General features: G+C 54.1%; 15 protein-coding genes. 7 read left to right on the forward strand and 8 right to left on the reverse strand.

The window, feature by feature from the left end:
- Nucleotides 1-7 precede the first annotated feature (7 nt).
- Complete coding sequence (locus WC359_07925; GenBank protein ID MFA5400349.1) at nt 8-226, reverse strand: NifU family protein; 219 nt, start codon at nt 224-226, stop codon at nt 8-10.
- Between the two features lie 252 nt (nt 227-478).
- On the opposite strand from WC359_07925, the gene WC359_07930 reads away from it, so the two are divergent.
- The 4 genes from WC359_07930 to WC359_07945 all read left to right on the forward strand — a co-directional run bounded on the left by WC359_07930 (nt 479) and on the right by WC359_07945 (nt 5,798).
- The gene (locus tag WC359_07930) at nt 479-1,324 is read left to right on the forward strand and encodes a tetratricopeptide repeat protein (GenBank protein MFA5400350.1); all 846 of its coding nucleotides are present in this window, start codon (nt 479-481) and stop codon (nt 1,322-1,324) included.
- Between the two features lie 2 nt (nt 1,325-1,326).
- The gene (gene gyrA, locus WC359_07935) at nt 1,327-3,903 is read left to right on the forward strand and encodes a DNA gyrase subunit A (protein ID MFA5400351.1); all 2,577 of its coding nucleotides are present in this window, start codon (nt 1,327-1,329) and stop codon (nt 3,901-3,903) included.
- 65 nt (nt 3,904-3,968) lie between these two features.
- Nucleotides 3,969-4,664 (forward strand): alpha/beta hydrolase, encoded by a 696-nt coding sequence (locus WC359_07940; protein ID MFA5400352.1) that lies wholly within the window; start codon nt 3,969-3,971, stop codon nt 4,662-4,664.
- 12 nt (nt 4,665-4,676) lie between these two features.
- Nucleotides 4,677-5,798: a site-2 protease family protein gene (locus tag WC359_07945; GenBank protein MFA5400353.1), complete on the forward strand. Its 1,122-nt coding sequence runs from the start codon at nt 4,677-4,679 to the stop codon at nt 5,796-5,798.
- 43 nt (nt 5,799-5,841) lie between these two features.
- Here WC359_07945 and WC359_07950 read toward each other — a convergent pair whose 3' ends face one another.
- Complete coding sequence (locus WC359_07950; GenBank protein MFA5400354.1) at nt 5,842-6,303, reverse strand: universal stress protein; 462 nt, start codon at nt 6,301-6,303, stop codon at nt 5,842-5,844.
- A 40-nt stretch (nt 6,304-6,343) separates the two neighbouring features.
- Complete coding sequence (pyrE, locus tag WC359_07955; GenBank protein MFA5400355.1) at nt 6,344-6,910, reverse strand: orotate phosphoribosyltransferase; 567 nt, start codon at nt 6,908-6,910, stop codon at nt 6,344-6,346.
- A 135-nt stretch (nt 6,911-7,045) separates the two neighbouring features.
- Between pyrE and WC359_07960 the strand changes: the two genes are divergently transcribed.
- Nucleotides 7,046-8,002, forward strand: coding sequence for a tetratricopeptide repeat protein (locus WC359_07960; GenBank protein MFA5400356.1), 957 nt, complete (start codon nt 7,046-7,048; stop codon nt 8,000-8,002).
- Here the strand turns inward: WC359_07960 and WC359_07965 are convergent.
- The 3 genes from WC359_07965 to WC359_07975 are packed head-to-tail and all read right to left on the reverse strand — an operon-like array spanning nt 7,999 to nt 10,390.
- The gene (locus WC359_07965; protein MFA5400357.1) at nt 7,999-9,198 is read right to left on the reverse strand and encodes a DNA recombination protein RmuC; all 1,200 of its coding nucleotides are present in this window, start codon (nt 9,196-9,198) and stop codon (nt 7,999-8,001) included. The genes WC359_07960 and WC359_07965 overlap by 4 nt on opposite strands.
- 30 nt (nt 9,199-9,228) lie before the next feature.
- On the reverse strand, nt 9,229-9,810 hold the full coding sequence (locus WC359_07970) for a hypothetical protein (GenBank protein ID MFA5400358.1): 582 nt from the start codon (nt 9,808-9,810) through the stop codon (nt 9,229-9,231).
- A gap of 43 nt (nt 9,811-9,853) precedes the next feature.
- Complete coding sequence (locus tag WC359_07975) at nt 9,854-10,390, reverse strand: hypothetical protein (protein ID MFA5400359.1); 537 nt, start codon at nt 10,388-10,390, stop codon at nt 9,854-9,856.
- A 387-nt stretch (nt 10,391-10,777) separates the two neighbouring features.
- On the opposite strand from WC359_07975, the gene WC359_07980 reads away from it, so the two are divergent.
- On the forward strand, nt 10,778-11,242 hold the full coding sequence (locus tag WC359_07980; protein MFA5400360.1) for a metallophosphoesterase family protein: 465 nt from the start codon (nt 10,778-10,780) through the stop codon (nt 11,240-11,242).
- Between the two features lie 12 nt (nt 11,243-11,254).
- A complete protein-coding gene (locus tag WC359_07985) occupies nt 11,255-12,049 on the forward strand; it encodes an alpha/beta fold hydrolase (GenBank protein MFA5400361.1) in 795 nt (264 codons plus the stop codon).
- A 50-nt stretch (nt 12,050-12,099) separates the two neighbouring features.
- Here WC359_07985 and WC359_07990 read toward each other — a convergent pair whose 3' ends face one another.
- Together WC359_07990 and WC359_07995 are read right to left on the reverse strand one after the other, a co-directional pair.
- Complete coding sequence (locus WC359_07990; GenBank protein MFA5400362.1) at nt 12,100-12,777, reverse strand: 50S ribosomal protein L25; 678 nt, start codon at nt 12,775-12,777, stop codon at nt 12,100-12,102.
- A gap of 99 nt (nt 12,778-12,876) precedes the next feature.
- Complete coding sequence (locus WC359_07995; protein MFA5400363.1) at nt 12,877-14,703, reverse strand: TIGR03960 family B12-binding radical SAM protein; 1,827 nt, start codon at nt 14,701-14,703, stop codon at nt 12,877-12,879.
- Between the last annotated feature and the right edge of the window lie 23 nt (nt 14,704-14,726).

Below are 14,726 nucleotides of genomic sequence, written 5' to 3' on the forward strand. Positions count from 1 at the left end.
CGGACTTCTATACGCCCACAACCTCTTTAACTGTGGGAATCTTCTCTTTAAGGAAGCGCTCAATACCTTTTTTCAGCGTCATGGTAGACATCGGGCAGCCGGAGCAGGCGCCCTTTAGCTTCACACTGACTACCCCGTCCTTTACATCCACCAGTTCAACGTCGCCGCCGTCTGCCTGGAGGCTGGGGCGGATAATATTTAATACTTCCTGTACCTGTTCTTTCATCAGTGCACCTTCTTATTGACTTAATTTAGTTTACGTGGTAATTTAGCACCGCTTGAAAAGCCGTGTCAAATCCCCTTCTCTATTGTAAAGGATAGGCGCAGGATTGGATTTGTGAAACGACTAAAATCACACCGGCACGGGAGCAGGCCATGATAATGAGTAACAGATTTGCCTTTGATCAGGATTTGGTATTAAATAAAATGATTGCGAAGGGCGCAACAGTATACATGTTTTATGCAGAGGTTATCCAGAATGCCCGAACGTGAAGAAGAGAAAGCCAGAATATGGCGGGGGCGTATCCAGGAAGCCATAAAGATGGCTACGGAGAGTCGCTGGCAGGAGGCTATTGCCGCAAACCAGGGTATTATCGAGGTTTTTCCCGCCGACGTAGACGCTTACAATCGCCTGGGCCGTGCCTATATGGAGATGGGCGATTATAAGAAAGCCAAGGATGCCTATGGCAAGTCCATCGAACTATCTCCCAGCAATATAATAGCCAGAAAAAACCTCGATCGGCTGGCGCTGCTTAAAGGCACTAAAGTCGCAAGTGTAAAAAGGGAGAAAGCCAAGCCGAGTGATTTCATCGCTGACGTTGGTAAATACGGCATTGTCAGCCTGCTCGAGCCCGCTCCTCAATCCGTCCTGCTCAAGCTGACACCGGGGGAAAAGGTCTTTCTTGACGTCAGAAACCAGGATACTGTGGTTAAGAACGACCGGGGCGAATACCTTGGAGTGATTGAGCCGGAACACGGGCTGCGCCTGGCCAAGCTGCTTAACGGAGGGAACAAATACATAGCGGCCATTGTCAGCCTTGATCACGATCACAACAAAGTCAAGGTCATAATACGTGAGACCTTCCAGCATCCCAGCCAGGCCGGCCGACTATCTTTTCCAATACGGGTGACGGAGGCCTACCCCGCGCATGTAAAAGATAACCTGCTGAGGCACAGCGCTGGAGAGGAAGAAGGGCTGGAAGAGCCCGATTACAGTGAATCGGAAGATACCGAGACCGTCCCTGAGGGATTCTCGATTTATGAAGGCTACACGGCTACGGAAGACCTGCAACGGCTCGACAACAGCTTCGGTGACGAGGAGTAAAAATGGAATTAGGATTCTCTATAAAGCCGATCGGTATTGAAGACGAGATGAAACGCTCATACCTCGATTACGCCATGAGCGTTATAGTCTCCCGCGCTTTGCCCGACGTGCGCGACGGCCTGAAGCCCGTACACCGGCGCATACTCTTCGCCATGCACGATCTCAATATGCGCTACAACGCGCCCTATAAGAAGAGTGCACGCATCGTCGGTGAAGTGCTGGGCAAATATCATCCACACGGGGATTCCTCGGTTTACGATGCAATGGTCCGCATGGCGCAGGACTTCTCCATGCGTTACCGCCTGGTAGACGGCCAGGGCAACTTCGGCAGCGTCGACGACGACCCGCCTGCGGCCATGCGTTACACTGAGGCACGTCTGGCACGGATTGCCGACGAACTGCTGCTGGATATCGACAAGGATACAATCGACTTTATACCGAATTTCGATGACAGCCTCAAAGAGCCTTCGGTGTTGCCGGCACGATTGCCGAACTTGCTGGTCAACGGATCCTCCGGCATAGCGGTGGGCATGGCTACCAATATACCGCCGCATAATCTCACGGAGATCTGCGATGCGATACATTATTTGATAGAGAATCCGGATGCTTCGGTCGACGACCTGATGAAGTTCGTGAAAGGGCCTGATTTCCCCACGGCCGGCATCATTTGTGGCGTGGAGGGGATAAAAAATGCCTATGCGGTCGGGCAGGGCAAGGTGGTATTGAGGGCCAGGGTTGTGGAAGAATCGACCAAGGCAGGTAAGATGCAGTTGATTGTCACCGAACTGCCTTATCAGACCAATAAAGCCGAGCTGGTCAAGAAGATAGCCGAATTGGCCCGCGACAAGAAGATCGAAGGTATCAGCGATGTCCGCGACGAGTCGGACCGCCAGGGCATGCGTCTTGTCATAGGTCTGCGCAAGGATGCGCACCCGGCCAAGGTGCAGAACAATCTATTCAAGTTCACATCCATGCAGACGGCTTTCTTCATCAATATGATCGCACTGGTGGAGGGGCAACCGCGCGTCATCAATCTCAAGGACGCGCTGCAGTGCTACGTGGCTTTCCGCACCGAGGTTATCACACGCAGGACCAAGTACGACCTGCAGAAGGCTAAAGAAAGAGCGCATATATTGGAGGGCTTTAAGATCGCCCTCGATCATCTGGATGCCGTAATCAAGACAATTCGCGAGTCAGAGACGGCTGATACGGCACGCGCGAACCTTATGACGGAGTTTTCGCTCAGCCAGCTTCAGGCGCAGGCAATTCTCGAAATGCAGCTGCGCCGCCTGGCCAATCTTGAACGCAAAAAGATCCTGGATGAATATAAGGACGTTCTTAAGACGATACATTACCTGGAGGACCTGCTGGCCAATCCCGATAAGATCCTCAAGCTCATCCAGCAGGATATTCTGGACCTCAAGACAAAGTTCGGTGACAAGCGCCGCACGGTTATAACACAGGATGAGGCGGGACAATTCCAGGTGGAGGATCTGATCCCTCATATGGATGTGATCGTGACGCTGAGCGAGCAGGGTTATATTAAGCGCATCCCGGCAGATGTTTTTCGCAAGCAGCTACGCGGCGGGCGGGGCGTCAAGGGCATGGTAACGCGCGACAGCGACGATGTGATGAGCTCAATGTCTGCCGATACGCATGACAACCTGCTGTTCTTCACCAACCGCGGCAGAGTTTTCAAGATGAAATGCTACGAGATACCTCAGGATATCGCGCGCACTACAAAGGGCATCAATATCATTAATTTGATACCCATCGAGGCCAAGGAGAAGGTCACAGCCATGTTCGTGCCGGAGAAGACCGATCCGAGCCTATTCATGCTCCTGGCCACCTCCAAGGGCATTGTTAAGAAGACAGGGCTGAGCAGTTTTATCGACGTGCGCCGCAGCGGACTTATAGCCATGAAGCTGAAAAACGATGAGGAGCTGATCGGGGTGGACGTTGTAGCCGACACCGATAAGCTGATGCTGGTCAGCCGCAACGGGCAGGCCGTTAAATTCGCCGTGGCACCCCTGCGCAATGCTTCACGTACAAGCGGCGGCGTGCGGGGTATCAAGCTAAATAAGGGAGATATAGTGGTCAGCATGGGCACTGTACAACCGGCCGCAGACCTGATTACGGTCACCGAGAATGGATACGGCAAGAAAACCAAAGTGGAGAAATTCCCCCTGCACGGCAGAGGTGGGAAGGGCGTGCTGGCCCACAGGGTTAATACCAAGACCGGCAAGGTCATTGCAGCCAAGTTTGTGCCACCCGGCTACGAGCTGTTCATAACGACAGCCAACGGTGTGCAGCTCAGGATCAACGTGGATGTCGCGAAAGAGACCGTGGTATCGGTAGAAGGTGGAAAGAAGAAGAGGCGCGAGGGTGTGCCCGTCAAGGGCCGCATCACGCAGGGCGTGATGCTATCCAGGCTGGATGAAGGCGACCGCGTTGTCTCCATCGCCCTGGTTGAGAAAGAGAATCCCGAGGAACAGGCTGCCAAGGAAACACGCGCCATGGTCACAACGCCTCCAAAACCTATGATCGCCGGCCAGCAGGAACTCCCGTTCGCCTCATAAACTCCTGACGGTCATTGAGGGGACTGTGGATCCGCAGAAGTCCTGCAGTATTTAGGAGGTACGATATGAAGCTGGTCTTTGTACATGGATCAGGCGCCTGCGGTGATGTATGGATGTTGCAGAAGCAACACTTCACAGATGCGGATACGCCCGACCTTCCCGGCCATCCCCGAGGAGAGATTTGCACCAGTGTTGAAGCCTATACTGATTGGCTGCACGGCTATTTCCAGGAAAAAGAGTATACAGATATAGTGCTGGCCGGGCATTCGCTGGGAGGGGGCATTGCGCTTATGCACGCGCTCAAGTACCCGGGGGATCTGAAAGGGGTCATCCTGATCGGTTCCGGCGCACGCCTGAGGGTTTTGCCGTTGATTCTGGAGCTCGTAGGAGCCAAATTAGATGATACGCAGGGCTGGATAAAAGAGTTGGTCGAACCGCTTCACGGAACGGTGGATGAGAAGATACGCCGGGCCCTCATGCCCAGACTGGTAGAAGTGGGGCCTGCAGCCCAGCTCAACGATTTTCACTGTTGCGATAAGTTCGACATTATGGACAAGGTGGGACAGATCAAACTGCCGGCGCTCTGCATCGTGGGCGACCAGGACAATATGACGCCGCCGAAGTATTCCCAGTATCTAGCCGGCAAGATGACGGATTGCCGGGTGAGTATTGTCGAGGGCGGCACGCACCTGGCCTTCCTGGAGAAGCCGGCGGAAGTTAACCGTGTCATCGAGAGCTTCATCAAGCAGATTGCCACATAGATTGCCGGGTTCATGATGAAAGGATCGCTGCGCATAGCCCGTATCGCCGGAATAGATATCGGCATACATTACACATGGATTATTATCTTTATCCTGATCTGCTGGTCACTGGCAGTGGGTTATTTTCCGGCGGAGTACCCGGGCTGGGAAGGCATAATATACTGGGTAACGGCGGCGGTAGCGGCCCTGCTACTCTTTGTCTCCGTCCTTGTGCATGAGCTGGCGCATTCCCTGATGGCCATATCGCGCGGAGTACCGGTTAAGAGCATAACGCTCTTTTTACTGGGCGGCCTGAGCAACCTGGAAGCTGAGCCCGAGAAGCCGGGGATCGAGTTCGCCATCGCCATTGTCGGGCCCCTCACCAGCGTAGCTCTGGCCGGCCTGTTCTGGGCACTGGATTTATCCGGCCTGGCGGTTGAGGGGCCTGTCAAAGCCACAGTAGTCTACATGATAGAGATCAATGTACTGCTGGCTGCTTTCAACATCCTGCCGGGCTTTCCCCTGGATGGCGGCCGCGTCCTGCGCGCAATTCTATGGGGTGCAACCAATGACCTGAGGAAGGCCACTAACATTGCTGCGACCGTAGGCCAGGTATTCGGATGGGCCATGATCGCCTGGGGAGCGTTCTGGGCGCTCACCGATAATATAATGGGCGGCGTATGGCTGATCTTTATCGGCTGGTTTATCAACAGCGCGGCCGAGGCTTCCAGGCGGGAGATGGAGCTGCGTGCGATCTGGCTGAATGTGAAGGTGGCCAGCGTGATGAACGACCGCCCGGAGACGGTCGAAGGCGGCTCAAACGTCGAAGCGCTGGTCAACGATGTTTACGTTAAGAAAGGCATCAGGTCAGCCGCCGTGGTTGAAGGTGGTAAATTGCTCGGTATAGTTACTCTTGCCGATATCCAGAAGCTGGCGCCCGACGCATGGCGGGCCACACCGATCTCCAAAGTCATGACGCCCCAGCCGCTTAAGACGGTAACACCGGGCGACAACATGAAAACCGCAGTGCGCCTCATGGCAGAGAACGGGTTGAACCAGTTGCCCGTAGTGATAGAGGAGCGGCTGGTGGGTATACTGAACCGCGCCGACATAATCAGGTATGTGCAGGTTCACCACCAACTGGGCAAGAAATGACCGGCGGCTGGTATTGTTAAAAACCCGCCGTAACCGTTCTTGCCTATTTGGCGCCCGGTCTGCGTATGGTAAGAACAGGGCACGAGGCCTGGCGGACGATCTGCTCCGTGGTGGACCCCGAGATAAACCTGCGCCACCCCGAGAGTCCATGGGTAGCTATCACGATCAAGTCGACTGCATTCTCTCCGGCATAGCGCATGACCTCACCGGCGGCATTACCGATAAGCACCTCCGTCACCGCAGTGACGTCCCGGCTGATCTTTTGCTCCGTCAGGCTCTTAAGTGACTTCTGAGCCTGTCCTTCGAGTTCCTGCTGGTAAGAGGCCACATTAAAACTGGCCGATTCAACGCCAATAGGCGCCTCTACGATGGGCACCAGGGGCACCACATTGATGACGTGAAGCGTGGCGCCGAAATGCGCTGCAAGTTCGTCGGCTACCTTTAGCGCTTCGTAAGAAGGATCGCTGAAATCCGTCGGGCAAAGAATATTCTTAATCGGCAACATCTCTAAATTCCACCTCCGGTAACAATTATATACGATCTGCTTACTGCAGCTTATTTGCCTGCACAGTGCCGTCTGGATTGAAGTGGATCAAGGGCACGAAGTCATACCCATCAGCCATAAGCTTATCTCCTCCGCCTTCGTGACGGTCGACTATGGCTACGACCTTCACCACAATACAGCCCATGTTTTCAACGGCTTCTATGGCCTTATAAACCGATCCCCCTCGCGTAACCACATCATCCACAATAGCCACCCGCATGCCCGGTTCCAGTGGTCCCTCAATCAGTTTTTTAGTACCGTGTTCCTTGGGGGACTCACGTACCATGAACGCTAACAGCGGTTTACCTCTTTGATGGCTGATGATGGAAACAGCCGTGGCAATGGGGATAGCGCCCAGTATGAGGCCGCCGACCGCCTGCGCTCCGCTGCCCTCCAGTATATTGAAGATGGCTTCGCCAACGCGGCATGCTCCCTCCGGGTGAAGGGTAAGCAGTTTGCCTTCGAAATAGCGGTTGCTTTTGGCGCCGGACGCGAGGATGAACTCGCCGAACTTGATGGCCCCGGTCTGTTTAGCCAACTCAATGAGCGAATCTGCGGGGGTATTCATAGCTTCAATCCAAATCCAGAGACCGAGGGAAATTATACGTCCCTGCACCTGTATAATCAACTGCACCATTAAGCCGGCATGTACTTTTTCTGCTCCTGTGGGGTATAATCGGGTAAACAGCGGTTATAAGTGAACATGCAGCAGAGTTTCCTCTGTCCGCGGTGTGGTAACGTAGCCTTCCTTGGGCAGCGTTTCTGTGGATTCTGTGATCTGATCTTCGTATATTCATGTGTTCAATGCGGCTCTGCCGTTGAGCCTGGAACCACTTACTGCGGAAACTGCGGCACGGAGATAGAATGGGGTATTACGGAGACGCCGGTTCCAAAGCCGCCAGCCCCTGCCGCACCGGCAGGCAATGTAGAGCAGCCGGTAAATATCGGCCAGCCGGGCTCCGCTACCCTGAAAGAATCAGCCAGGCAACCGACGCTGGCGGAACAACAGGACGATCCCTTGTCATATCCTATTCCTGCGCCACCCACCCCGAAGTCGACCCCTCCTCCCCAGGTATCAGTCGAGCATAAGGCGAAGGCGGAAGCACATCAGGAGAAAAGTTTCGAACTGCTTAAGGACGGCCATTACTCCCTGGCGATAGACGAGTTGACCAAGGCAATTCAATTCGATCCGACCACGGCAATCGTCTACCTGTTGCGGGGAGGGGCTTTCTATAAGAAGGGCGATCTTGATCTTGCGCTGGCAGACCTCAACCGCGCCATAGACCTCGATCCCAACCTGGCGGCGGCTTTCTATAACAGGGGCAGCGTATATTACTACAGGAAAGAATTCGACCGCGCCATCGAAGACTTCTCGCGCTCTATCAATATTGACGATACAGACCCCGGCGCGTTTCACAATCGCGGCTGCGCCTACATGATGAAAGGTCAATATTACCAGGCCATCGAGGACATCAGCCGGTCGATCATGCTCGACTCTCGGGATCCCAGGGTCTATTGCAGCCGGGGCAGCGCATACATGCAGACAGGTCAGGTACTTAAGGCCGCAGAGGATTTCCGCAGGGCCAAGGGCATGACCTCAGATTTGGCCATCATCCACAAAGCTGACCAGGCGCTGAAAGAGATGGGGCAGGGGCTTTAGGGGAGCGTTTCCTCGGCCTGGTCCAACAGCGGCGGATCAGGCACGACTTCGATGACATCAAGTTCCTTAATGTCGCTGTCATGTCTGATCTGGTCTATCTTGCGTAAAGGCCGTTCCAGCATGTTTTTACGTGTGGTAGTGAGGCTATCAAACTCCTTTTGAGCATCCTGCAGCCTCTTGCCCATTTTATCCATGCTTTCCAGGAATTTCTGCCACTGCTCGGTGAACCGATTGATATGCTTGATGATCTCGGCCAGACCCTTCTCCATCTTGAAGTTCTTGACGGCCTGGTTTATCAGGGCCAGCACAGCGTACAGCGTGACAGGGGAACATAGCACTACCTTGGAGTGGAGCGCGTAGTCGAGCAGGTCCGGATCATTCTCGTTAATGAAGCGGTAAACCTGCTCATTGGGTATCAGTACCAGCACGTAATCGACGGTATTCTGCTCGGGATTGATGTAATCGCGGGTAGTGACTTCCTTGATGCGCTGGCGCGCGTCTTTGAGGAAGGCTGCCTTGAAGCCCTCCCGGTCGGCCTCTGAATCCGTATCGATGTATTTTTTATAATTTTCCCACGGGAACTTGACGTCCATATTCAGCAGAAGGCGATTGGGCAGGAGAAAGGTGTAATCGGGCCTGGAGCCCCCGGTCGGGTCCATTTGTTGCTTGGTGTAGTTGATACCCTCCACGAAACCGATACCTGCCAGGATATCGTCGGCCATGCGTTCACCCCACTGGCCCCTGATTCTGGTATTGCCCAGTGCGGCCTGGAGTTTGCCGGTGGTCTCCGACAGCTTACCGGTCTGTTCCGACGTGTTTTTGAGTTGTGTGAGAAGTTCTCCATATGCTTTGGCTCGATCTTTTTCAAGATCACCGATCAATTTTTCTACATTTTTAAGGTTGTCTCGAACTTCTTTAACAGACTGCTCTATAAGCGCCTTTTTGCCTTCAAGAGTCTGCTCACTGAGTTTAGACTGCGCCGTCACCAACTGCCCCGACATTTGCACAAGTCGATCCATGGCGATCTGCGTGGTACTTTCGTTAATCGCCGCCAGATTTTTCTGAATCTCACCGCTGATAGTCAGCATATCCTGCTTGTAGTAGGGCTTGTAAACACGTGTAATGATTACGGTAACTACTACTCCGACGGCAAGCCCACCGGCAAAGAACAGCAAGTAAACCAGTAAATCGTTCATAAGTCGTGCACAGAAGCTGTTATTTTATCACTACATTGAGGGGAAGACACTCCGCCAGTCCAGATCTCCATCGAGGCCTGCTGTGGCAGCGATCATTATCAGGGAGAAGATCAGTATCGTCACTGCTACTACAAGAGCTATCTGCAGCAAGAATACACCGAGGCCCCACCACATCCAGGTGCGCTGCGTCTTCTGGAAATGTTCGATGCTGTCCCAGCGCTTGCTCTGCCAGGCCCACTCATTACCCCGCACTCCTAAAATAATGGCCATCACCAGGCTGACGATCCAGCCGATGTATGGTAAGATACCGCACAGCGCGATAAGCGCGATCCAGACATTATTGCCGATACCCCAGATCCAGGTGAGAAAGAAAGCGCCCCAGTTCCAGCCGCTTATCTCGGCAGGCGCTTTGGAGAGGACGCCCAGCCCGGATGTATTGTAACTTCCGGATGCGGCAGTGCCCGGCCAGACTCCTCCCTTTAACCTGAGCTCCATGCACTGGTTGCAGTAGATTTGCCCGTCTATATCGACCTTGCACTCAGGGCAGACATAGCTGCCGCAACTGCAGCAACCGCCAATTGCTTCTCGGTCGGTATGTATAGCGCACTTCATCTCAATATCCTCCGACTAATGCATGTCTAATCGTCCGAAAACGTTAAACGCCGTACTGCTGCACGCCCCAGACAAACAGCCCCAGGCCGAGGAGAAGCAGCAGGGTTATCAGCACTGTGACTGCTATAGTAATGCCCAGCCCCCACATGGTCCAGGTATGTTGAACACGCTTAAAGTGTTCAATACTATCCCAGCGTTTGCTCTGCCAGGCCCACTGATTGCCTTTGAAGGCCAGTACCCACGGCATGACCATGAAGCCGAGGTATGGGACGAACACAAGAAATGACCACCACACATTGTTGCCGATACCCCAGATCCAGGTGAGCAGAAAACCGCCCCAGTTCCACTCGCCGAGTTCCCTGGGTACGACGGCCTGGCTTCCCATGCCTGAAGTGTTACCCACTAAAAGAGACGTCGGCGCCTGTGAGGCCGGGGCGCCCGACGCTGAGACGATTTTCTGGATGCATGAATTGCAATATGTCTTGCCGTCATGAATAACCTTGCATTCTAGGCAAACGGCGTGGTTGCAGGCGACGCAGGCGGCTATTGCATCGCGGTCGGGATGAGTATGACAGTACATGGCTACCTCCTCGGGGCGAAAGTGATTGCACCCGCCATTCAGGCATACTATACCATGATTTAGATAAAGTATAGATTAAGTGGTGCGTAAATCCAACCGGCCAGCGGCCGAGGGCCTAAACCTTATGTCTTGCAGTTACGTTATTAGTGTAGAAAGAAGAAAACAGGGGCGGGAAAATGAGAATCAACTTGGAATTTGCGGCAATACTGGGAGTATATTTAATCTTCAGCCTGCTGTTGGGTCTTGCCGCCTGCTCCTGGTAAAAAACAAGGGTATCACCTCCTCTTAACTCCCGCCCCCACCCTCACGGGGGCGGGAGTTTTATTATCCGGCCTGACCGGCCTTTACTCTATATTAACGTCCGAATTATACTAACACAGGATTTATATGGTACGGATCGGCGTTATCTCGGATACACACCTGAGGCATTTCAGCCAGCTTCCGTCGGAACTTGTACGCGTCCTTGGGACGGTGGATCTGATCGTTCACGCCGGCGATATCGTAACCATGGATGTGATACGGGGTTTGCAGACGCTGGCGCCGGTGCAAGGCGTATACGGAAATATGGACCTCCCCGAAGTAAGAGTGAGCCTTCCCCCGCAGCAGTTGATTGAACTGGAAGGGAAGAAAATCGGCATCGTGCACGGCAGCGGCGGGCCTGCCGGGCTGGAAAGCCGCGTGATGGAGCTTTTCCCGGGCGCCGATGCGGTTGTATTCGGCCACAGCCATATAGCCACGAATATTACAATAAACGGCGTGCTGCTGTTTAATCCGGGCCGCGCCGATGAGTCGTACGGTCTGCTGGAAATAGGCGGGACAATCAGCGGCAAGGTAGTCAGATCATATTATTAGGGAGGTTGATATATGGCTGACAGCTGGCAGGAATATAAGGCTTTTGACCATCCCGCTATACTTAACTTCGTTTTTTATCCCAGGAGTGACTATTACAGGACGGCCGACAGCGAACGCTCAACGGGATACATGGTACCCGTGGAAGACGGCGTCGATATCTCCTGCCGGTTCTATTTCGGGGATGCGCAGAACGCCAACCTGCTTTTTTTCCATGGAAACGGCGAGCTGGCCGGCGAATATGAAGACATCGGTGACGCGTTCAACAACATCGGCCTGAACCTTCTGGTTGCAGATTACCGGGGATATGGCAGCAGCGGGGGAAGGCCTTCGGTGTCCGGCATGATGAGGGATGCCCATACTATAGCAAAATGGTTCCATGCTTTATTAGATGAAAAAGGTTATATGGGCGGACGTTTTATTATGGGGCGCTCGCTGGGCAGCGGCCCGGCCATCGAGTTGGCCGCCGCCTATACGGCTGATTTCAAAGGACTGGTGATTGAGAGCGGTTTCTGCGATATCACAGACCTGCTGGGAAGGATGGTGAAGATAGCGCAACCGGGCGGAAGGCCGGCTCCCCCCACGCCGGGCTTTGATAGGGTCGTCAAAATAGCCATACCTGCGCTGGTGATACACGGGGAATATGATTCCATCGTGCCGCTCGACCAGGGTGAGAAAATCTTCCGCAATCTGGCCACCGCCGATAAGAAGATGGTGGTTATACCTGAAGCGGACCACAATACGATTTTTGCCGAGGGCATGGAACTGTATCTGCATGAACTCGACGAGTTCGTGCGAAAGCATGAATAGAAAAAGAAAAGCCCCCTCGGATTAAAGAGGGGGCTTTTATAAAGACTGTATTATTTCTTCTCGGGCTTCTCTTCAGATGTTGCTGCCGCCTCTTCACCCTCTGCTGCTTCGGCTGCTGCTTCTTCACCCTCTGCCGGAGCCTCTACCGCCGGAACCTCTTCAACAACTTTGCGGACCTCAGCGACCTTGATCAGCATCTGGTCGGGATCGGCCAGGATGGTGATTTTGTCGCTGACCTTCAGGTCCTTAACATGAATGGACTGCTCGGGAAGGGCGAGGCTGGAGATGTCGACCTCGATATTATGCGGGAGGTCGTCGGGCAGTGCTTCGATCTGGAGCGATGTCATAGCATGTAACAGGGAGACGTTCTTGAGCTTCAAGGCCGGAGCGTTGCCGGTGAAGACCAGAGGAACATCAGCCTTGAGCTTCTCAGCCATATTGACCTGGTAAAAATCCACATGGATGGGCTCGCCGGTCATGGGGTTGCGCTGCACGTCACGGATGACCACCATGCCTGAAGCGTCAGCGCCGCCCATTTTAAGAGCGATCAGGTCAGTTCCCCCGGCCCTGGCAATAATCTGGCCGAGCTTGCGGGCTTCGACCTGCACGGGCTGCGATTCGATGCCGTGGCCGTATATGTTGCAAGGTATCAGTCCGCCGCGCCGCAGAAAGCGCACTTTCTTGCCTTTAACTTCTCGTTTTAAAACTTCAAGCTCCAGTCTTTTCATCGTCATTCTCCAGAGTTAGTAACAAAACATAAAGGTTATCCTGTTTGAACCTCAAAGTCAAATTTCGCGTTTAATTCGTGGACACGCTCAGCCGGGTGCTCAAACTGTTTCGCGGGCCCTGGCGCGACAGGAGTGATGGCTGCCCTGCAGCCCGCATAGATTGCAGGCCTCCGCACGGCAATCACCGGTCAGTTCTCCAGAGAACATCCTTTCCCGCTCGGCCCTGAGGAAAGCGGTGCTCACACCGGGATTGATATGCTGCCAGGGAAGCAGTTCAGACGTGTTCCTCTCCCGGTGTGCATAGAAGGACGGATCAATTCCACACTCTTCAAATGCCTGCTGCCACCTGGAATAATCGAAAAGCTCGCTCCAGGTAGCCAGCCGGCAGCCTTTTTTCCAGGCGGAGTAGATTACGGCGCCCAGGCGACGGTCGCCGCGTGCAAGCACGGCCTCAAGAAGGCTGGTTTTAGTATCGTGCCAGGAGAGCTTTACACCGCTCCGTCTCAGCAGACCCTGCAGAATAGCTTGCTTGGCCTCGAGCTGCCCGCCGGTATCCTGGGCTGACCACTGGCAGGGGGTGTGCGGTTTTGGAACGAAGGACGATACCGAGACCCTGACGCGCGGCGGGCGCCCGCGTATACTTTTGCCCAGCCGGCTGACGGAATCAACCATGACGGCAATATCTTTCACATCCTCAGACGTCTCCGTGGGGAGTCCTACCATAAAGTAAAGCTTCAGGTTCATCCAGTCTTTTTCAAAGGCGGAGGCAAAGGTTTCCATCATGGCATCCTGGGGTATCCATTTATTGATGGCCCGGCGTAAGCGCTCGCTGCCGGCTTCCGGTGCAAAAGTCAGTGTGGTCTTGCGGCCTGCCGGCAGCGAGTCGATAAGGTCGATGGAAGATTTGTCCAACCTCAGGCTGGGCAGGGAGATGGTTATACCGGCCCTCGCATATCTGTCCGACAGAGTCCGGACAAGGTGATGGATATTGCTGTAGTCGCCGGAGCTGAGGGATATCAGCGCCAGCGTATTGTATCCGGTATTTTCCAGCAGGCAGCCGGCGGTTTCGAGCACGGTATCTTCGGGCAGCTCCCTTATCGGGCGATAGAGAATCCCGGCCTGGCAAAAGCGGCAGCCCCGGCTGCAGCCCCGTTGTATCTCAACGGCGGCGCGGTCGTGTATTACCTCTATATAAGGCACTACCGGCCGCGTCACCGGCCTTAGCTTATCAGCAACGGCTTTAGCGATGCCGGCTGGAGCTGCGCTATCCGCCGCCGGATGCAGCGAAGCTAATGTCCCATCTTCCCGGTATAACGCTGAGTAAAAGCGGGGTACGTATATCCCAGGCAGCTTCGCCAGGTTGCGCAGCAAGGTATTCCTGTTATTTTTGTGCTGCCGCACTACAGTCAATATCTCCTCCAGCATGCCTTCAGCTTCACCTGCGAAGAATACATCGATGAAGTCCGAGAGCGGCTCGGGATTCATGGCACAGGTGCCGCCGGCGATGATCAGGGGATATGATCCGTCGCGTTGCGCGCTGAAGACGGGGATCCCTGATAGGTCCAGCATATTTAGAACGGTTGTGTAGCTCAGCTCATAACCCAGCGAAAAGCCGATGATATCGAAGTCGCGCAACGAGCGCCCGGTCTCGAGGCTGCAGAGCGGATGATTATGTTGACGCAGCGCCTGCTCCATGTCTATCCACGGCGCGTAAACGCGTTCGGCGAGAGCACCGGGGATGCCGTTGATTATCTCATAGAGAACAGGTATGGCCATATTGGACATGCCCACCTCGTAGATATCAGGGAAGGCCAGCGCCACCCGCAGATCGGCTGTTTCCCAGTTTTTCGGGATGGAATTCCACTCCCCGCCTGTATATCGAGCGGGTTTTACAATGCCCTGTAAGATTTTATCGTCGATGCGCATAATAAAGGTGAGACTTCAATTAT

It is taken from the genome of Dehalococcoidia bacterium (assembly GCA_041653995.1).
Taxonomy (GTDB): Bacteria; Chloroflexota; Dehalococcoidia; order GIF9; family UBA5629; genus CAIMUM01.